Here is a 19220-nt window from a genome sequence, read left to right on the forward strand (position 1 = left end):
GTGCTCAACGGGGACTCCCTTCGGACGCGCCGCAGGAACGGCGGACAACGAGACGGGCGGACACGGTGACCGACGGCGCCGGCCTGCCCTCCACCCGGTCGATCAGCGAGCGGACGGCCGCGCGCCCGAGTTCGCCCGTGGGCTGGGCGATCGCGGTGATCGGCGGATCGGTGTGGAGGAACCACGGGATGTCGTCGAAGGCGGCGAGCGCGATGTCGTCGGGCACGCGCAGGCCGCGGGCGCGGATCTCGTCCATGGCGCCGAGCGCCATCAGGTTGTCCGCGGCGAAGATCACGTCGGGCGGGACCGGCAGGTCCAGGAAGCGGGCGGTGGCCCGGCGGCCGCTGTCGGCCTGGAAGTCGCCCTGGCCGATGTACTCGTCGGGCAGTTCCAGGCCGAAAGCGGCCAGTGCCTTCCGGAAGGCCTCCACGCGCTCGCGGCCCGTGGTGGTCGCGGCGGGGCCGGCGATGATCGCCAGCCGCCGGTGGCCCAGGCTGTGGAGGTGGGCGACCAGGTCGCGGACCGCGTCGCAGCCGTCCGTGCGGACCACCGGCACGTCGTTGCCGATGCCCGGGATCCAGCGGTCGACGAAGACCATGGGGGTGCCGGCGAGCACCGCGTCCAGGATCAGCGGGGAACCGCCGTCGGTCGGGCTGACCAGCAGTCCGTCGATGCGGCGGTCCAGCAGCGTGCGGATGTGGTGGTCCTGCTGCTCGGGCCGCTCGTCGGCGTTGCCGATGATCACGCTGTAGCCCAGTGCCCTGGCCTCGTCCTCCACGGAGCGGGCGAGCTCGGTGAAGAAAGGATTCAGCACGTCGCTGATGACCAGGCCGAGCGTCCGGGTCTGGTCGGTGCGCAGCGAGCGCGCCACCGCGTTCGGCCGGTAGCCGAGCTCGGCCACGGCCTCCAGCACCCGGGTGCGGGTGTCCGGGCGGACCGCCGGGTGGTCGTTGAGCACGCGGGAGACCGTCGCGACGGAGACACCCGCGCGTGATGCCACGTCCTTGATGCTCGCCACCCGTCCCACCTCCTCGTGGAATCGATTACAAAGAGGATTGGAATCGATTACATGCTCCGAGGCAAGAGCGCGAAACCGGATCGTTACATTCCGGGGCCCGGTCGGGCGGAGTTGTCCACAGGCCTCGCGCGGCCTGTCGGGGCCGGGCGGTACCGTCGGATCACATCGCAGATCCGGGGAGGTGGCCCGCGCCGTGGGGGAGTTGAGACTGGCCGTCGTCGAGGGTGTCCTCGAGCGGATCACGTACGCCAACGAGGAGAACGGGTACACGGTCGCCCGGGTCGACACCGGCCGCGGCGCCGGCGATCTGCTGACGGTGGTCGGGTCGCTGCTCGGCGCCCAGCCGGGTGAGTCGCTGCGCATGGAGGGCCGTTGGGGCTCCCACCCGCAGTACGGCAAGCAGTTCACCGTGGAGAACTACACGACCGTCCTCCCGGCCACGATCCAGGGCATACGGCGCTATCTCGGCTCCGGGCTGATCAAGGGCATCGGTCCGCGGATCGCCGAGCGGATCGTCGAGCACTTCGGCACCGACACCCTGGAGGTCATCGAGCGGGAGCCCGGCAGGCTGGTGGAGGTCCCGGGCCTCGGGCCCAAGCGCACCAAGCTGATCGGCGCGGCCTGGGAGGAGCAGAAGGCCATCAAGGAGGTCATGGTCTTCCTCCAGGGCGTCGGGGTGTCCACCTCGATCGCGGTGCGGATCTACAAGGAGTACGGCGACTCCTCGATCTCCGTGGTGAAGAACCAGCCGTATCGGCTGGCCGCCGACGTCTGGGGCATCGGCTTCCTCACCGCGGACCGGATCGCGCGGGCGGTCGGCATACCGCACGACAGCCCCGAGCGGGTCAAGGCCGGGCTGCAGTACGCGCTGTCCCAGGCGACCGACAGCGGCAACTGCTTCCTGCCCGAGGAGCAACTGCTGTCGGACGCCGTGAAGCTGCTCCAGGTGGACACCGGGCTGGTCATCGACTGCCTGGCCGAGCTGGCCGGCGAGGAGGGCGTGGTCGTCGAGCCGGTGCCCGCCCCCGACGGCGGCGGCGACCCGGTGCGCGCGGTGTATCTCGTGCCCTTCCACCGGGCGGAGATCTCCCTGGCCGGCTCGCTGCTGAGGCTGCTGCGCGGCCCGGAGGACCGGATGCCCGCCTTCTGGGACGTCGACTGGGACAAGGCGCTGACCTGGCTCGCCGAGCGGACGGGTGCGGATCTCGCCCCCGAGCAGCAGCAGGCGGTGCGGCTGGCGCTCACCGAGAAGGTCGCCGTGCTGACCGGCGGCCCGGGCTGCGGCAAGTCCTTCACGGTCAAGTCCGTGGTGGCCCTGGCGCAGGCGAAGAAGGCCAAGGTCGTGCTTGCCGCGCCGACGGGGCGGGCGGCCAAGCGGCTGGCCGAGCTGACCGGCGCCGAGGCCTCCACCGTGCACCGTTTGCTGGAGCTCAAGCCGGGCGGGGACGCCGCGTACGACCGGGAGCGGCCCCTGGACGCCGATCTGGTGGTCGTCGACGAGGCGTCCATGCTCGACCTGCTGCTGGCGAACAAGCTGGTCAAGGCGGTGCCGCCGGGCGCCCACCTGCTCTTCGTCGGCGATGTGGACCAGCTGCCGAGCGTCGGCGCGGGCGAGGTGCTGCGTGATCTGCTGGCCGCGGGCGGGCCGGTCCCGTCGGTCCGGCTGACCCGCATCTTCCGCCAGGCCCAGCAATCGGGCGTGGTGACCAACGCCCACCGGATCAACTCCGGTGTGCCCCCGCTCACCCAGGGGCTGAACGACTTCTTCCACTTCGTGGAGGAGGACGGCGAGGAGACGGCCCGGCTCACCGTGGACGTGGCCGCCCACCGCATCCCGCGCAGATTCGGTCTCGATCCGCGCCGCGACGTCCAGGTCCTCGCCCCCATGCACCGCGGGCCCGCGGGGGCCGGCGTCCTGAACGGGCTGTTGCAGCAGGCGGTCACCCCGGCCCGCCCGGATCTGCCGGAACGGCGCTTCGGCGGCCGCACCTTCCGGGTCGGCGACAAGGTCACTCAGATCAGGAACAACTATGAAAAAGGCGCCAACGGCGTCTTCAATGGAACTGTGGGGGTCGTCACCTCCCTGGACACCGTGGAGCAGCGGCTCACCGTACTGACCGACGAGGACGAGGAGATTCCTTACGACTTCGACGAGCTGGACGAGCTGGCGCACGCCTACGCCGTGACGATCCACCGGTCACAGGGCAGCGAATATCCCGCGGTCGTGATCCCTGTCACCACCGGGGCGTGGATGATGCTCCAGCGGAACCTGCTCTATACAGCCGTTACCCGCGCAAAGCGCTTGGTCGTGCTCGTGGGCTCGCGCAGGGCGATCGCCCAGGCGGTCCGCACCGTCTCCGCAGGCAGACGCTTCACGGCACTCGACCACCGGCTCGCGCGGGCGGCAAAATAGGCACTGGGTGCCACCATTCGGCTCCTCGACCGACCCCGAGTGCACGTGGTCACGCCAAATGGGGGACAGTAGGGGTAGTCAGGGCACCTACAAACCTCGAAGAAGAGGCACGACGTCGGTGAGGGAATGACGTGAGCGACAACTCTGTAGTACTGCGGTACGGGGACAGCGAGTACAGCTACCCGGTGATCGAGGGCACCGTCGGGGACGACGGCTTCGACATCGGCAAGCTGCGCGCCCACACGGGCCTGGTCACCCTGGACAGCGGCTACGGCAACACCGCGGCCTACAAGTCCGCGATCACCTACCTCGACGGCGAGCAGGGAATTCTCCGCTACCGCGGCTACCCCATCGAGCAGATCGCCGAGCGCGGCACCTTCCTGGAGACCGCGTACCTTCTCATCAACGGTGAGCTCCCCACCGTCGACGAGCTCGCCGCCTTCCGCGGTGACATCACCCAGCACACGCTCCTCCACGAGGACGTCAAACGGTTCTTCCAGGGCTTCCCGCGGGACGCCCACCCGATGGCGATGCTGTCCTCGGTCGTCAGCGCGCTGTCGACCTTCTACCAGGACAGCCACAACCCGTTCGACGAGAAGCAGCGCTACCTGTCGACGATCCGGCTCATCGCCAAGCTGCCGACGATCGCCGCGTACGCCTACAAGAAGTCGATCGGCCACCCCTTCGTCTACCCGCGCAACGACCTCGGCTACGTCGAGAACTTCCTGCGGATGACCTTCGCGGTGCCCGCCGAGGAGTACGAGCTCAACCCGGTCGTCGTCGACGCGCTGGACAAGCTGCTCATCCTGCACGCGGACCACGAGCAGAACTGCTCCACCTCCACCGTGCGCCTGGTCGGCTCCTCGCAGGCCAACCTCTTCGCGTCGATCTCCGCGGGCATCAACGCCCTGTGGGGCCCGCTGCACGGCGGCGCCAACCAGAGCGTGCTGGAGATGCTGGAGGCCATCCAGGCCGACGGCGGCGACGTCGACGCCTTCATCCGCAAGGTGAAGAACAAGGAGGACGGCGTCCGCCTGATGGGCTTCGGCCACCGGGTCTACAAGAGCTTCGACCCCCGAGCGAAGATCATCAAGGCCGCGGCGCACGACGTCCTGTCCGCTCTCGGCAAGTCCGACGAGCTGCTGGACATCGCGCTGAAGCTGGAGGAGCACGCGCTCAGCGACGACTACTTCGTCTCGCGCAACCTCTACCCGAACGTGGACTTCTACACCGGCCTGATCTACCGGGCCATGGGCTTCCCGACCACGATGTTCACCGTGCTCTTCGCGCTCGGCCGGCTCCCCGGCTGGATCGCCCAGTGGCACGAGATGATCACCGAGCCGGGTTCCCGGATCGGCCGCCCGCGCCAGGTCTACACCGGCGTCGTCGAGCGCGACTACGTCCCGGTCGAGGCCCGCTGACGCGAGCGCCGCGCGCACAGAGAAACGCCCCGCGCCGAATCCCCCCACGGGTTCGGCACGGGGCGCTCCCGTTTCCCGGAGCGGATCCCCCCACGGGTCCGTACCGGGCGTTCTTTGGGTGCGTTCGCCGGCCGGGACCAAGCCACCCGGGAGGGCCGCTCAAAGCTCTCCAGGTGGTTCGCCCCGGCATGGCGACCGGGCTGTCCCCCAAAGACAACCCGCTCATCATCTCACCGAGTCCGCCGGGAGCCCGGTGTCTTCGCTCGGTTAGACCCCCTCGTAAACCAAAAGGTTACGTTCCAGCCAGTGTGATCTCGATCTCGCCTACGCATCTCCTACGTCATCCGCATCATGGCAGACCCCCGTGTCGGTCGCGCGGACCCCGTCCCGTAACGTGCTGTCCCTCCTCGAGGGGCGGAGCGTGATGTCGCAGAAAGCAAGTGTGGGCCGGCACGTCGTGGTGACCGGCGGGGGAACGGGCATCGGCCGGTCGGTGGCCACCCTCTTCGCCGAGGCCGGCGACCATGTGACCATCGTCGGCCGGCGCCGCGAGGTGCTGCGCGCCACCGCCGACGAGCTGCGCTCCGAACACGGCTACGACGTCACGCCGGTCGCCTGCGACCTGGCCGACCCCGACGACGTGGAGGCGACCCTGGAGCGCCTGCCGCGGCGCATCGACGTCCTGGTCAACACCGCGGGCAGCCGGGAGCTGGCCGTCGGAGCCGGCCCGCACGGGGTGCTGGCCCGCTGGCGCGGCGACTTCGAGCGCAACGTCCTCACCGCCGTCCTGGTGACCGAATCCGTGCGCGACCGGCTCCCCGAGGGCGGCCGGGTCATCACCGTCACCTCGGTGGCCGCCCTGCGCGGCGGAGGCTCCTACGGGGCCTCCAAGGCCGCCCTGCACGCCTGGAACCACTCCTTGGCCGCCCAGCTCGGCCCGCGCGGCGTGACCTGCAACATCGTCGCCCCGGGCACCGTGGCGGGCACCGAGTTCTTCGGCGCCCGGCTCAACGCCGCCGAGCTGACCCGGCGGGCCGGCCGGACCCTGGTCGGCCGGGTCGGGCGGCCGGAGGACGTCGCCTCGGCGGTGGTCTTCCTCGCCTCCCCGGAGGCCGGTTTCATCACCGGCGAGATCCTGCAGTGCAACGGCGGCGAACTGCTCGGGCGCTGAGCCGCCCCGGGTACGGGCCCGCGGGAGTACGCCGGGCGTACTCCCCGGGCCACAGCCGGGCCCGCCGGCCCCGTACCTGAGGATGAGGCACCCCCGGGAAAACCCCGGGAATGCCCCGATCCCGGCGAAATCGCCTTGCCCGCCGCGTCGCGGCCCTGCGAGCGTTGAGGCCTGGGACGGGACACGGGGCGACGGGCCGGGGTGGGAAGAGGGGGGCCGGATGGACGTTGCACGGACGGTGTCGGCCCTGGACCTCACCGCGGGCCTCGAGGGGTACCTGCGGGACGGCCACGTGTTCTGGGCGTACGCGGTGCTCGCTGCCACCACGGCGCCCCCTTTGATGCCCAACGCCGCCCTCCTGGTCACCGGCGGCGTGCTCGCGGCGCAGGGGCGGCTGAGCATCGCACTCGTCCTCCTGGTCGTCGCGGGCAGCGCCCTCGCGGGCGACCTGCTCATCCACCGCGCCGGCCGGGCGGTCAGCGGCCGTGTCCTGACCCGGCTCTACCGGCGGCCGCGCCGCCGCGCGCTGCTGGAGTGGGCCAGCGTCCGGATACAGCGGCACGGCGTGCCCTTCGTGATCGGCGTTCGCTTCCTGCCCAGCGGGCGGGTGGTCGGCGGCCTGGCGGCGGGCATCGTGCGGTATCCGGCCCGCCGCTACCTGATCGGCGCAGGCGTGGCCGAGGCGGTCTGGGCCACGTGTTCGGTGGGCCTGGGCTACTTCGGCGGGCGCGCCATGTCCGACTCGCTGTACGCCCTCGCGCTGGGGCTCGGCGTCTCCCTGCTGGTGGCCGGGATCGGCAGCGTGGCACAGACGCTGTCCGGACGGCGTTCCGCCCCCGGGGGCACGGCGGGGGCCGAGGGCCGCGTGGCGGCGTCCGGGGGCACCGCGCCGGCGGAGGCACGGCGGGGCGCGGAGGGGGAGGCGCACTCCCCGGACGCGCAGGCGGGGAGGGCGCTCAGAAGCTGAGGCCGGATCTCCGGGGGCCGCGTGTACCGGGATCAGAGGGTGCCCGCGGTGCGGGCCTCCGGTATGACGACCGGCCCGGTGCCGACGTGCGGCGCGAGGTAGCCGTAGAGCGCGGCCTTGAGTTCGGCGATGTACGCCTCCCGCTCGGGGCCCTCGTGTGCCAGCACCAGGGCGAGGCCGGCCTTGAACAGGCCGAAGGCCATGGCGGCCACCCGGCCCCGCTCGTCGGCCGACAGGGCGGGAGCGCGCAGGCCCAGCAGCGTCTCCACGCGCTCCAGCAGGGAGCTGTGCAGCGCGTCGTGCTCCACCACGACCGTGCCGGGGATGTCGCTGTCGTGGACCAGGGCCAGGAAGGCGGGGTTCTGGCAGTTGAACTCGATCATCGGATCGACGATGACGTCCAGCATGTCGCGCAGCGGCAGGGCGGCGTTCTCGGGGGTGAACAGCTCCCCGTGTCCCTCCCGCATCCGGTGGTTGAGGATGCCGCCCAGCTCGATGGCGATGGCTTCCTTGTTCGGGAAGAACTGGTACAGCGTGCCCGGGGACACGCCCGCCTCCCGGGCGATCGCGTTCGTGGTGGCGGCGGTGTACCCCACCTTGCAGAACACGTCGGCCGCCGCCTCCAGCAGCTGCGCCACGCGCCGTTCGCCGCGAGCCTGCCGGCGTCGAGGCTTCTGCTCCTCAGGCACGTGTAATCCCCAATCACTTTTGACAAACACGAGTGATCGCTCGCATTCTGAGGAAACGCGAGTGGTCGCTCGTGTTCGCCAGTTTACGGCGGTTCCTCAGGGGAGGGGACACCTCTGTCATGTCCGATGTCAACCGTGAGCGCCCGCCGGGGGGCTGGACCCGGGCGATGACCGCCCGGCCCCGGCTCACCCTGCTGCTGGCGCTGCTGTTCACCGCCCTCGCCGTGGTCGCGGGCAGCGGCGTCGCGGACCGGCTGCACAGCGGCGGATGGGAAGCCCCCGGATCCGAGTCGACCTACGCGGCCGACGCGCTGGAGAGGTACTTCCCGGATTCGCAGCCCAATCTGATCCTCCTCGTCGACGGCCGTGGCGCCGGTGTGGACTCCGCGGAGGTGGCGGCCGAGGGAGGGGAGCTCGGTCGCCGGCTCGCCGCGGACAAGGACGTCACCGGCGTCACCTCCTACTGGACGACCCGGGCGCCCGCGCTGCGCGCCGAGGACGGCCGCGAGGCCATGATCGCCGCCCGGATCGGCGGTGACGACGACGCCGTCGCCGAGGCCGTCGACCGCATCGCCCCGGAGTACCGGGGCAGGCACGGCGCCGTGGAGGTCAGGGTCGGCGGTCTGTCCGCCTTCCGGCACGAACTGCAGACCACCATCCAGGAGGACCTGGCCCGTGCCGAGGTCATCGCGCTGCCGGTCACCCTCCTGCTGTTGGTCATGGTGTTCGGCAGCGCCGTCGCCGCCATGCTGCCGCTGGGCATCGGCATCGTGGCGATCCTCGGCACCAACGCCGTGCTGCGGGGCATCACGACCTTCACCGACGTCTCGATCTTCGCGCAGAACCTCACCACGGCCCTCGGTCTCGGACTCGCCATCGACTACGCCTTGTTCATCGTCCGGCGCTTCCGGGAGGAGCTGGACACCGGCGCCGACCCCCTGACAGCCGTGGGCGCCACACTGCGCACGGCCGGACGCACGGTGCTCTTCTCGGCCCTCACCGTGGCCGCCGCGCTCTCCGCGATGTTCCTCTTCCCGCAGTACTTCCTGCGCTCCTTCGCCTACGCGGGCATCGCGGTGGTGCTGTTGGCGGCCGCCGCCGCGCTGGTGATCCTCCCCGCCGCGCTGGTACTGCTGGGCCACCGGGTCAACGCGCTCGACCTGCGCCGCCTCTTGCCGCGCCGGCGCGCCGGGCAGGCCGGTCGGGAGCCGGGCGCGGGCTACGCGCGCCTCGCCCGCCTGGTGATGCGCCGCGCCCCGCTCTTCGCGATCGGCACCGTCGCCGGGCTGGTCCTGCTCGGACTGCCCTTCCTCCAGGTGCAGTTCGGCACCGCCGATGACCGGCAGCTTCCCGCAACGGCCGAGGCCCACGTGGTGCAGCAGCACATACGCGACCGGTTCCCCGGCAATCCGGGCGGCGAGATCACCGTGCTCGCCGAGGGCCGTCCCACCGCGGTCCAGCTCGGCGACTACAGCAGCAGGCTGTCGGCGCTGCCCGGTGTGGTCGTCGTCGACGGCCCGGCCGGCCAGTTCGCGGGCGGCCGGCGGACCGCGGCACCCGGCCCGGCCGAGGCGGCCAGGGCCGCCGACGGCGCGGCCTACCTGACCGTGCTGCCCAAGGCGGAGGCCGTCGACGAGGCGAGCCAGGACCTGGTCGGGAGGATCAGGGCGGTCGACGCCCCCTTCAAGACCTCGGCCACCGGCACCGCGGCCCAGCTGGTCGACACCAAGGACGTCATAGCCGACCGTCTGCCGTGGGCGGCCGCCCTGATCGCCGCGGTGACCCTGCTGCTGGTCTTCCTGCTCACCGGCAGCGCGGTCATCCCGCTGCAGGCCGTGCTGCTCAACGCGCTGAGTCTCACCGCCATGTTCGGCGCGGTGGTCTGGGTGTTCCAGGACGGCCACCTGTCTGGGCTGCTCGACTTCACGCCGACCGGAAGCATCGAGACCACCCTGCCGGTGCTGATGTTCTGCGTCGCCTTCGGACTCTCGATGGACTACGGCGTCTTCCTGCTGTCGCGCATCAAGGAGGAGCACGACCGCAGCGGCGACCATCGCGCGGCGGTCGTCTTCGGAGTGCGGCGCACCGGTGGCCTCATCACGGCGGCCGCGGTGATCCTGGCGGTGGTGATGGTGGCCATCGGGACCTCCCGGGTCGCCAACACCAAGATGTTGGGGCTGGGGATCGCGCTCGCCGTCCTCATGGACGCGATGGTGGTGCGCACCCTGCTGGTGCCCGCCGTGATGCGGCTGACCGGGCGGGCCACCTGGTGGGCCCCGAGGCCGCTCAAGGCGCTGCACGACCGGTTCGGGCTGAGTGAGGGCGAGGGCCCCGGGCAGGCCCCGGTGCGGGAGGAGCCCGTACGGGACCCCGAGCCGGCCCGCTCGGGCTGAGCGGCTGCCGGGCCGTCAGCCGAACTGCCGGCGGCCCCGGTTCCCGGGGCGTCGGGAGTTCCACAGACGGATGGTGTCCGCGTACCAGAACGGTTTGCCGCCCTCCACGGCATCGGGGGGCGGCAAGTGCCCGTGCTTGCGGTACGAGCGCACGGTGTCGACCTGCACCCGGATGTGAGCGGCGATCTCGGCGTACGACCAGAGGGTCCGGTCCGTCATCTCCCACGCACCTCCCATGCGCCGGCCTCTTGGGGGGTGGCCGGCCTTGCCGGGACAACGACATGCGATCAGGGGCGGAAGGGTCTGTTGATCATCTGTGACGCGAAGCCCGCGTAACGGTGACAAACGTGGCGGACGCATGACCGGCCTGCCCTCTTATCGGAGAAACCGCCCGGTCCGCCCCTCAGCCCTCGAACCGATCGGGCAGCAGCCGGGCTTCCCCCTCCGCGGCGGCCCTCAGGCGGCTGAGGATCGCCGTGCCCGCCTTGGCGTAGGCGGAGGGGTCGCCGAAGAGCACGGAGTGCAGATTGCCGGTGTCCATCAGCGCGATCAGCTCGAAGGCCAGCAACGGGACCTCGAGGTCGGCGCGCAACTGCCCGGCCCGCCGCGCCTTGTCCAGGGTGATCTCGACGTAGCTGATCCACTCCAGCCGGGCCTGTGCGACCAGGTCGTGCACCGTGCCGCTGCGCGCGTCGAACTCCGCCGACACCGCCAGCAGGAAGCACCCGCCCGGGAACACCCGCCGCCGTGAGTAGTCAAGCCACGACTCGCACAACCGCCACACCCGCGGCAGCCCCGCCGGCACCCCGCGCGACGGCTCCACCACCTGCCGGATGTACACCTCGCGGGCCGCCCGCACGGTGGCCAGCTGCAGCTCCTCCTTGGACCCGAACAGGGCGAACACCCCGCTCTTGCTGAGCCCGAGTTCGGTGGCCAGCCGGCCCAGCGACAGTCCTTCGAGACCCTCGACCGAGGCGATCTCCATGGTGCGGTTGAGCACCAGCCGGCGGGTCTGGTTGCCGCGCTCGACCCGGCCGTCCGTACGCGTAGCTGCCACCGGGTCATCCTATGAAAGGCCTCGTCCACGCGGCAGGCACCGGGCGTAAGGTCGGAGGGGTGACGCCGACGAATCCCTTCCTCAGCCCGAGCACGCTTCCGTACGAGCTGCCGCCGTTCGCGGACATCCGCGAGGAGCACTACCTTCCCGCCTTCGAACAGGGGATGGCCGAGCAGCTCGCCGAGACCGCGGCGATCGCGGCGAACCCCGAACCCCCGGGCTTCGAGAACACGATCGTCGCCCTGGAACGCTCCGGCGACCTGCTGGGCCGCGTGGTGAACGACTTCTTCAACCGCACCGCCTCCGACACCACCCCCGGCATCCAGGAGATCGAGGCGAGGATCAACCCCGCCCTCGCGGCCCACGCCGACGCCATCCACCTCGACCCGGCGCTCTACGCCCGCGTCAAGGCGCTCTACGAGAACCGTGGCGAACTCGGCCTGGACGCCGAGTCCCTGCGGCTGCTGGAGCGCTACCACACGCGCTTCGTCCGCGCCGGGGCCGAGCTGACCGAGGAGGGCCGCGAGCGGCTGCGGGCGCTCAACGCGAGGATCGCCGAGGCCTCCACCGCCTTCCAGCAGAACGTCTTCGCCGACACCAAGGCCGCCGCCCTCGTCCTCGACAGCGCCGACGCCCTGTCCGGGCTCTCCGCCGACGCCGTCGCGGCGGCGGCCGCCAACGCCGTCGCGCTCGGTCACGACGGCAAGTACGTCCTCAGCCTGAAGAACTTCTCCAACCAGTCGGAGCTGGCCTCGCTCGACGACCGCGACCTGCGCAGGCGACTGCTGGAGGCCTCTCTCGGCCGGGGTCTGGAGAGCAACCGCGCACTCGTCGTCGAACTCGCCCGGCTGCGCGCCGAACGCGCCGCCCTGCTGGGATACGAGAACCACGCCGCCTATGTGGTCGCCGACCAGACCGCGGGCACCCCGGAGTCCGTGACCTCCCTGCTTGCCCGCCTCGTCCCGCCCGCCGTCGCCAACGCCGAGCGCGAGGCCGCCGCCCTCGCCGCCGCCTCCGGCCTGGAGGACTTCGCCGCCTGGGACTGGGCGTACTGGTCGGAGAAGGTGCGCAAGGCGGAGTACGACATCGACACCGCCGCCATGCGCCCCTACTTCGAGCTGGACCGGGTCCTGAAGGACGGCGTGTTCTTCGCCGCGGGCCGGGTCTACGGGCTCAGCTTCACCGAACGCCCCGACCTGAAGGGCTACCACCCCGACGTGCGGGTCTTCGAGGTCTTCAACGCGGACGGCTCGCCGCTCGGCCTCTTCCTCGGCGACTTCTTCGCCCGGGCCTCCAAGCGCGGCGGCGCCTGGATGAACAACCTGGTGGAGCAGTCCGGGCTGCACGGCCGCAAGCCCGTCGTGGTCAACAACCTCAACATCGCCAAGCCTGCCGCCGGCGAGCCCGCGCTGCTCAGCTACGACGAGGTCAACACCCTCTTCCACGAGTTCGGGCACGCCCTGCACGGCCTGTTCTCCGACGTCCGCCATCCCTTCTTCACCGGCACCTCCGTGCCGCGCGACTTCGTCGAATACCCCTCCCAGGTCAACGAGATGTGGGTGACCTGGCCCGAGGTGCTGGCCAACTACGCGCGCCACCACGAGACCGGCGAGCCCATGCCGGCCGGTCTGGTGGCGCGGATGGAGGCCGCCGAGCGGTTCGGGCAAGGCTTCCGCACGGTCGAGTACCTGGCCGCGGCGGTGCTGGACTGGGCCTGGCACACCATCCCGGCCGGTCACGACCCCGGCGACGCCGAGGAATTCGAGGCCGTGGCGCTCAAGGAGGCCGGACTCGCGCTGCCGGCGATCCCGCCGCGCTACCGCAGCACCTACTTCCAGCACATCTTCGCCGGCGGCTACAGCGCGGGGTACTACTCGTACATCTGGAGCGAGGTGCTCGACGCCGACACGGTCGAGTGGTTCAAGGAGAACGGCGGCATGAGGCGGGAGAACGGCGACACCTTCCGCCGCGAACTGCTCTCCCGGGGCGGCAGCGTCGACCCGATGACGGCGTTCGAGGGCTTCCGCGGCCGCGCGCCGAGGATCGATCCGCTGCTGACGCGACGCGGTCTGGCCGGCTGACCACCGGGGCAGCGGCCGCGCGACCACCCCGGTCAGCCGTGCGGCCGCTCCCCGCTGCGCCGGGTGGCCGGCGATGATCACCGCCTCGCCGGCCCCCCGGCGCACCACGCCGGACGAGGCCCTCAGCCGGCTTGCGTACGGCGGGTCTGCTCGCGCACCCGGTCGCGTAGTTCCCGGAGCCGGTCGGCCGGGGCGCCGAGGCCGTTGAGCCGCAGGCGGGCGGCCTCGGTACGGGCGTCGACGTGTGCGCTGAAGGCCAGGTTCAGCGCCTGCCGCACCATCCAGTGGTCGTACATGACCAGCCGTACGGCCTCTTCACGCAGTTCGGCGACGTCGCCGTCGACGGCAAGCTCCCGCAGCCGCAGGGTGATCCGCTGCAGTGCCGCCGCCTGCCGGCTGCCCTCCCGGGCCAGGACGCCGGGTACGGGCTCGGGTTCGCCGCACGCCGCCACCACCCGGTCCGCTTCCGGCTGCGCCGCGACGGCCTGGTCCAGGAGCGCCGCCAGTGCGGCCAGTTGCTCGTACGCGGGCATGGTTCCCTCCGGGGGCGCGGCCACGGGATCCCATGATGCGCCCCGAGCGGCCGGTCGGACCCTTGGCACAGACTTATCAGGAATGATCTGTACCGGATCGGTCACGGCCGCATTACAGACAGCTTTTGTCTCTGCGCGCATGGTGAAGCTCTGTCACGGTGTCTTCACATCCGAGCCTCAGGGGGTTCACCATGTCTCAGCCGTCGCACGCCTCACCACCGGGTCGGTACTCACCGCCCCAGGAACCGGATTGGGGGCGGCCGCCGAAGAAGTCGGGTGCCGGGAAGATACTCGGCTTCGGAATCGTCGCCATTGTCGCCGTGATCGGCGCCAGCGTCGCCATCGCCATGACGACCGACGACGGCAAGGGCGGTTCCGGGGGTGACTCGCCGGCGGCGAGCGCCTCGCAGGTGGAGAACACCGGCCAGAAGCCCGCCCCGGGCGACGCGAAGATCACCGCGTGCGAGCTCGCCGACTTCTCCAAGTGGCCCAGCGCCGAGGTGACCGTCACCAACCACAGCTCCGAGACCTCCGACTACCAGGTGCGCATCGACTTCGTCGACCCCGCCGGAGAGCAGATCGCCCAGGCCGTCGCGAACGCGACCGGCCTGGCCGCGGGGGAGGTGACGCAAGTGAGCGCCAAGGGGACCGCGCCCGTGGCGGGTGAGATCGACTGCAAGATCACCGAGGTGCTGCGCAAGGCGAGCTGACCCCTTGCCGCGCCCCTCATGTGGAAAGGGTGGAAAGGGGTCCGTGCGGTCCTTTCCGCCGTCCTCTTGTGTCACCGGTGACTCCGGTTCGTATTCCGGACCCTCGGCGCGGAAGCCGCGGGCCCCATGGCGCGGGACAGGCCATGAGGGCCCGGAAGGGGCCGGAGCGCGCTCCGGAGCGCCAGGTGACGCACCGGATCACCGGGGCCGGGGACGGCGCGCATTTCGCGTGCCGTCCCCGGCCCCGCCTCGAACGGGCGGCAATCGGCCCCTGAGCCGGTTCTGCATGTCGCCGCCACGCCCTCCGCGGTCGCGACGCGATGGCGGAAAACCGTCAGGTCCGGGCCCGTACGAGCCCTGCTCGGCCCCGGACCCCACCTCGACCCGGCGCATCGAGGAGACGATCCGGGAACCGGTCCACGAGGTCACGATCGTGATCGTCACCCACAACACGCAGCAGGCAGCCCGCGTTTCGGACCAGTGCGCCCTCCTCCTCGCCGAACAGGGCACCCCCGGCGGCATCGTGGAGCACGGGCCCACCCTCGCGATGTTCGGCAGCCCCTCCGACCCCCGCACCGCCGACTACGTGGAGGGCCGTTTCGGGTAGGGGCAGGCCATGCCTTCTCAACCGCCTCCACCGCACACCCGGCCGGTCCGCGGAGTCCTCGCCGTCGTCGGTTCGGCCGCCGACGGCGTCGGGACCCTGCGCGAGGGCCTCGTCCTCCCCGCGCTCGCCCGCGGCTGGCGCGTCGCCGTGTCGCTCACCCCGACCGCCGCCCGCTGGCTGGGCGCACGGGGCGAGATCGAGCGACTGCGCGAGGTGACCGGCCTGCCCGTCCGCGACCAGCCGCGACTGCCCGGCGTCCCGCGGCCCCATCCGGCCGCCGACTGCTGCGTGCTGGCCCCGGCCAGCGCCAACACCCTGGCCAAACTCGCCCTGGGCATCGCCGACAACCAGGCCCTCACCCTGCTCGCGGAGGTCCTCGGTACCCCGCGCGTGCCGCTCGTGGCCGTCCCGGCGGTCAACGCCGCCCACACCCGGCACCCGGCCTGGCCCCGGCACCTCGCCACCCTTCGCGAGGCCGGCGTCCGCCTCCTCCTCGACCCGGAGGCGGGGCCCCTGCCCGAGCCCGGCGAGGCGCCGGACGGGCGCGGGTTCCCGTGGCCCGCCGTCCTGGACGCGGTCGATCACGCGACGGCATGACAGCGCCCAGCTTCGGTCATGGGCGAAGACCAGCCGATCGGGAAGCGCGTTTCCCGGGTCGGCGCGCCCGCGGGGGAACCGCTCCGCGGCGGTCCCGGGAAGGCCCTCGGGGGCCTTCGGACGGCACAGGATTCCTCGCTCGCCCGGGCCCACGGCCCGCCGTCCGCCCGGCCGTTGCGGCCCCGTCGCGACAGCGCGACGGCCCGGCCGCGGGGCGTCTGCGTCATCCGAGGGCGGCTGCTCGCCCACCCTGTGCGACCAGCAAAAAGCCCCTCCGCGAAGGAGGGGCGCAGCGTGCCCCGGCAGGAGTCGAACCTGCGGCCAAGCGCTTAGAAGGCGCTTTGCGTCTGGAGGCCCATCCTCCAGGTGACCAGCAGCTTCGTCCCAAACCACGAGGCCGCCGGAGAGACTTCGACACGGATTCGACAGGGCACGTGGCGCGCGGCCCTATGCGGCCTCCCAGCCGAAGCGGCCCTCCAGGCGGTCTGGGCTGAGGTAGGCGATGTGCCCCACAAGGGTGCGTGCACACCGAGGGCTCAGCAGCCGACCGCGGGACACCAGAGCCCGAATCCTGGCGCCACACACTCAGGCGACACAGCCCGTGATCCAGGTACCCGTGACGCGGCTTGGCATTCAACGGGGCGGATCCGCGCGCGGTCGACACGCGACTCCATCACGTACGGTTCCTAGACGGCTGCATAAAGTAGTCGGCCATGAACCGTCGCACCGCCCTGATCGCCGCCGCGGCAGGCACTTTCGCCTCGGGCTGCGCATCGCAGCCGACCGGCCCCCGCGTCACCGCCGGCCCGCGCCCTGCGGCGACGACCGCAGCCGCGCCGGCGAGACTTCCCGCACAGATCACCCACGGCCCGCGCGACCGCCCCCGGATCTCCCTCACCTTTCACGGGCAGGGCGACCCCGCGCTCGCCACCGCCTTGCTGCGGGAGGCGGAGCGGGCGGAGGCCAGGGTGACCGTGATGGCGGTTGGGAGCTGGCTGGACGCCTGTCCGGAGATGGCCCGTCGGGTGCTGGACGGCGGCCATGAGCTGGGCAACCACACGCAGACTCATGGCCCGATCGACACGATGGGCGTCGCGTCGGCATACACGGAGATCGAGGAGTGCGCGGCACGGCTGCGGAAGCTCACAGGCTCGCCGGGCCGCTGGTTCCGTCCGTCGCGGGCGCGGCTGGCGACGCGCACGGTGCAAATCGCCGCCCGGAAAGCGGGCTACCCGCACACCCTGTCCTACGACGTGGATTCGCTGGACTACACCGATCCCGGCGCCGCCGCCGTGCAGGCGACCGTGCTGCGCGAGGTACGGCCAGGATCGGTGGTGAGCCTGCATCTGGGGCACTCGGGCACCGTGGCCGCGCTCCCCGGGATCCTCGACGGCCTGCACCGGCGCGGCCTTCACGCCGTGACGATGACGGAGCTGCTGGCTGAGGACCCCGGCACCTCAGGGCGTGACACCCGTAGGAGTTCCTCTCCCACCCCGTGATTGTTGCCCCCGCATACGCAGAAGTGGCAGGCGTTTCGTACGGCGGATGGGCGCCTCGCGGGAGACGACCCCACTCCCGCGCAGATGGCCCGGGCCGTGCCGGAGGCGGCGGGCGGCCCGGTGGCCTTCCGTAGCGTTCTCCTGGAATCGCTGCGGCGGACCAGTCCTGACATGGCCGTGGTGTTCACCTACCTGACGGAGACGGATACCACGTCGACCTCGCGGCGCTGTGCGCCGACTTCCCGGCTGTCCCCTGGCTGTCCTTCGCGGACTGGGCCGCGCGGCTGACGTCCGGTGCGCCGGTGACACCGACGGTACGGCCGCGGACGCGGGCGGCCCCGGGTCGACCCGCCCCGCGCTCCGCTTGGTGCGTCCGCGCGGGTGACGGGAACGCGTTCGGTCGGCGATCGCCGACAGTGCAGTAGACCGTCTACTGACCGGCCGCCTGGCTGAGCTGGGCCTCCAGATGGAACAGCCCGCTGACCAGCGTTGATGCCGTCACTGGTTGTCAACGGTGGTCAGCGCTGGTCCACCTTCCACGGCCCGGGGACGACCCCGCGACGGTGCTCAACTTGCGGGGCGCTCCCGCGCTCGCCGCCGCTTGGGCATTATGGTCCCCAGTTTGGAAGACAAGTGACGCGGATGCGGGCTGACCTGGAAAGCCTTTGACTTGGGTCTTGGCGCCGCTGTGGCCGTCGTTACCCGTGGGTCCCCGCCGTTTCCCGTCGGATCGGGCACGCAGCGGGCACGATGGCAGGCGTAGGCGCGGCGTTGCCGCAGCGGGCCCCGCGGTCGCGCGAGGCGGCCGCGGGGCCCGGTGGAGACTTGGCCCGGCGTCGGGCCGGAGTTCAGGCTGCGGTGTTGCGGCGGCGGCCGACCGAGGCCGTGATCGCGACGCCCGCGGCGGCGAGGACCGCGGCCAGGCCGGCGAAGAGGCCTGCATCGCCGGAACCGGTCTCGGCCAGCTGGTCGGTGCTGGGCGCGTTGGCGGCCGCTTGCTCTGGGTCGGGGACGCCGCGGCCGCCGTGGAGGCGGACGTGGTGGGCGACGGGGTCGGGGTGCTCACCGCCGCTGGCTTCGGGTCGTAGTGGATCGCGCCCTCCGTGTCCACGATGGGCGCCGTGTTCCCCTTGGACAGGCCGGTGAAGATCTGCACGCCGAGGTCGCGGGCTTTGCCCGTGCCCGGGGTGGACGGGACGGTGAACCGCAGGTCGTAGCGGTTCTTCTGGCCGTGGGAGAAGCCCTTGGGGATCTCGGGAAGGGCCCACTGCCGGCTTCCGGCCGTCTGGGCCTTCACCCAGTGTCCGTTGCTGAGGACGTCCAGGCCGAGTCCGGGTACCGGGTCCGCCACGGAGATCAGCGTCCGCAGCGGGACGTCGAACTGCCCGCCGGCATTGTTGTCGACCTCGTACCAGGTCTGGCCGGGCTTTCCGCGCGCGACCGTGGCCTTGGGGCCGAACACGCCCGTGAGCTTGCCGTCGGCCTGCGCGGGCGGCACGTTGAAGTGCACGGTCTCGGAGCCCCTGCCGGTGTCGAAGGCGAGCCTGATGCCGTCGTCGTTGAGCGGGTAGTCCTGGCGGAAGCCGAAGGTGATCTTCCAGCTGATGCTGGCTTTCGCCGGCACGGAGAAGTCGTCGCCGACCTTGCCGCCGTGCGGGAAGAACCCGATCATCGCCGACTGGTCCTCCTGGGCCGCCTTCACGTCCGTGGCGGGAGCGGTGACCGGAGCCGCCTCGAAGAGGATCTGGCTGCCGAGGATGGGGCTCGGCCCGCTGGGGATGCCGAACACCAGGCCGGTGTAGTCCTGGGCGGCGTCGGACGGGTTGGTGACGGTCAGGGTGAACGTCTGGATGTTCTGGCCGCGGGCGACGTCGTTGTGGCTGACGTCGCTGAGCGCCAGCTTCAGCGTGCTGTCGATGGGCGTCGCGTACGCCGCGGCAGGCGCCAGCAGGGCGACGGCGGTGGCGGTGGCCAGAGTGACACGTCGAGTAGACATGGTGATTCCAGGGAACGGTGAACTGATGCAAGTTCGCTGCCTGTCTGCGTGTCCATTGTCGGCCTCAG

Annotated in this window: 16 protein-coding genes and 1 tRNA gene; 10 read left to right on the forward strand and 7 right to left on the reverse strand. The window is 71.6% G+C overall.

The window, feature by feature from the left end:
• Positions 1–4: 4 nt before the first annotated feature.
• Positions 5–1018 carry a LacI family DNA-binding transcriptional regulator gene (locus tag ACWDAS_RS02980; protein WP_450386864.1) on the reverse strand — a complete coding sequence of 338 codons (1014 nt, stop codon included), beginning with the start codon at positions 1016–1018 and terminating at the stop codon, positions 5–7.
• A 193-nt stretch (positions 1019–1211) separates the two neighbouring features.
• Here ACWDAS_RS02980 and recD2 point away from each other — a divergent pair, with 193 nt between their 5' ends.
• The 4 genes from recD2 (at position 1212) to ACWDAS_RS03000 (ending at position 6990) form a co-directional block, all read left to right on the forward strand.
• Positions 1212–3431 carry an SF1B family DNA helicase RecD2 gene (gene recD2, locus ACWDAS_RS02985; protein WP_450386866.1) on the forward strand — a complete coding sequence of 740 codons (2220 nt, stop codon included), beginning with the start codon at positions 1212–1214 and terminating at the stop codon, positions 3429–3431.
• A gap of 131 nt (positions 3432–3562) precedes the next feature.
• Positions 3563–4852 (forward strand): citrate synthase, encoded by a 1290-nt coding sequence (locus ACWDAS_RS02990; RefSeq protein WP_450386868.1) that lies wholly within the window; start codon positions 3563–3565, stop codon positions 4850–4852.
• Between the two features lie 424 nt (positions 4853–5276).
• Positions 5277–6023, forward strand: a complete 747-nt coding sequence (locus ACWDAS_RS02995) for an SDR family NAD(P)-dependent oxidoreductase (RefSeq protein ID WP_450386870.1) — start codon at positions 5277–5279, stop codon at positions 6021–6023.
• Between the two features lie 220 nt (positions 6024–6243).
• Positions 6244–6990: a DedA family protein gene (locus tag ACWDAS_RS03000; RefSeq protein WP_450386872.1), complete on the forward strand. Its 747-nt coding sequence runs from the start codon at positions 6244–6246 to the stop codon at positions 6988–6990.
• Positions 6991–7022: 32 nt separating this feature from the next.
• Here the strand turns inward: ACWDAS_RS03000 and ACWDAS_RS03005 are convergent, their stop codons facing one another.
• A complete protein-coding gene (locus ACWDAS_RS03005) occupies positions 7023–7679 on the reverse strand; it encodes a TetR/AcrR family transcriptional regulator (protein WP_450386874.1) in 657 nt (218 codons plus the stop codon).
• 119 nt (positions 7680–7798) lie between these two features.
• Here ACWDAS_RS03005 and ACWDAS_RS03010 point away from each other — a divergent pair, with 119 nt between their 5' ends.
• On the forward strand, positions 7799–10072 hold the full coding sequence (locus ACWDAS_RS03010) for an MMPL family transporter (protein WP_450386876.1): 2274 nt from the start codon (positions 7799–7801) through the stop codon (positions 10070–10072).
• Between the two features lie 15 nt (positions 10073–10087).
• On the opposite strand, the gene ACWDAS_RS03015 is transcribed toward ACWDAS_RS03010, so the two are convergent.
• Both ACWDAS_RS03015 and ACWDAS_RS03020 read right to left on the reverse strand, forming a co-directional pair.
• Positions 10088–10291, reverse strand: a complete 204-nt coding sequence (locus ACWDAS_RS03015; protein WP_450386878.1) for a MarR family transcriptional regulator — start codon at positions 10289–10291, stop codon at positions 10088–10090.
• Positions 10292–10475: 184 nt separating this feature from the next.
• Positions 10476–11129, reverse strand: coding sequence for a TetR/AcrR family transcriptional regulator (locus tag ACWDAS_RS03020; RefSeq protein ID WP_450386880.1), 654 nt, complete (start codon positions 11127–11129; stop codon positions 10476–10478).
• A 59-nt stretch (positions 11130–11188) separates the two neighbouring features.
• Here ACWDAS_RS03020 and ACWDAS_RS03025 point away from each other — a divergent pair, with 59 nt between their 5' ends.
• Positions 11189–13210 carry a M3 family metallopeptidase gene (locus ACWDAS_RS03025; protein WP_450386882.1) on the forward strand — a complete coding sequence of 674 codons (2022 nt, stop codon included), beginning with the start codon at positions 11189–11191 and terminating at the stop codon, positions 13208–13210.
• 122 nt (positions 13211–13332) lie between these two features.
• On the opposite strand, the gene ACWDAS_RS03030 is transcribed toward ACWDAS_RS03025, so the two are convergent.
• Positions 13333–13767, reverse strand: coding sequence for a hypothetical protein (locus tag ACWDAS_RS03030; RefSeq protein WP_450386884.1), 435 nt, complete (start codon positions 13765–13767; stop codon positions 13333–13335).
• A 296-nt stretch (positions 13768–14063) separates the two neighbouring features.
• On the opposite strand from ACWDAS_RS03030, the gene ACWDAS_RS03035 reads away from it, so the two are divergent.
• The 3 genes from ACWDAS_RS03035 (at position 14064) to ACWDAS_RS03045 (ending at position 15657) form a co-directional block, all read left to right on the forward strand.
• Positions 14064–14453: an FxLYD domain-containing protein gene (locus tag ACWDAS_RS03035; RefSeq protein WP_450386886.1), complete on the forward strand. Its 390-nt coding sequence runs from the start codon at positions 14064–14066 to the stop codon at positions 14451–14453.
• 433 nt (positions 14454–14886) lie between these two features.
• A complete protein-coding gene (locus ACWDAS_RS03040; RefSeq protein ID WP_450386888.1) occupies positions 14887–15060 on the forward strand; it encodes a hypothetical protein in 174 nt (57 codons plus the stop codon).
• A 9-nt stretch (positions 15061–15069) separates the two neighbouring features.
• The gene (locus ACWDAS_RS03045) at positions 15070–15657 is read left to right on the forward strand and encodes a flavoprotein (protein WP_450386889.1); all 588 of its coding nucleotides are present in this window, start codon (positions 15070–15072) and stop codon (positions 15655–15657) included.
• 293 nt (positions 15658–15950) lie between these two features.
• Here ACWDAS_RS03045 and ACWDAS_RS03050 read toward each other — a convergent pair.
• Positions 15951–16056: transfer RNA gene (locus ACWDAS_RS03050), tRNA-Ser, on the reverse strand.
• Between the two features lie 314 nt (positions 16057–16370).
• Here ACWDAS_RS03050 and ACWDAS_RS03055 point away from each other — a divergent pair.
• Complete coding sequence (locus ACWDAS_RS03055; RefSeq protein WP_450386891.1) at positions 16371–17156, forward strand: polysaccharide deacetylase family protein; 786 nt, start codon at positions 16371–16373, stop codon at positions 17154–17156.
• A 508-nt stretch (positions 17157–17664) separates the two neighbouring features.
• Here the strand turns inward: ACWDAS_RS03055 and ACWDAS_RS03060 are convergent.
• The gene (locus ACWDAS_RS03060) at positions 17665–19152 is read right to left on the reverse strand and encodes a hypothetical protein (protein WP_450386892.1); all 1488 of its coding nucleotides are present in this window, start codon (positions 19150–19152) and stop codon (positions 17665–17667) included.
• Positions 19153–19220: the final 68 nt, after the last annotated feature.

This window comes from Streptomyces sp. NPDC001070 (assembly GCF_053598835.1).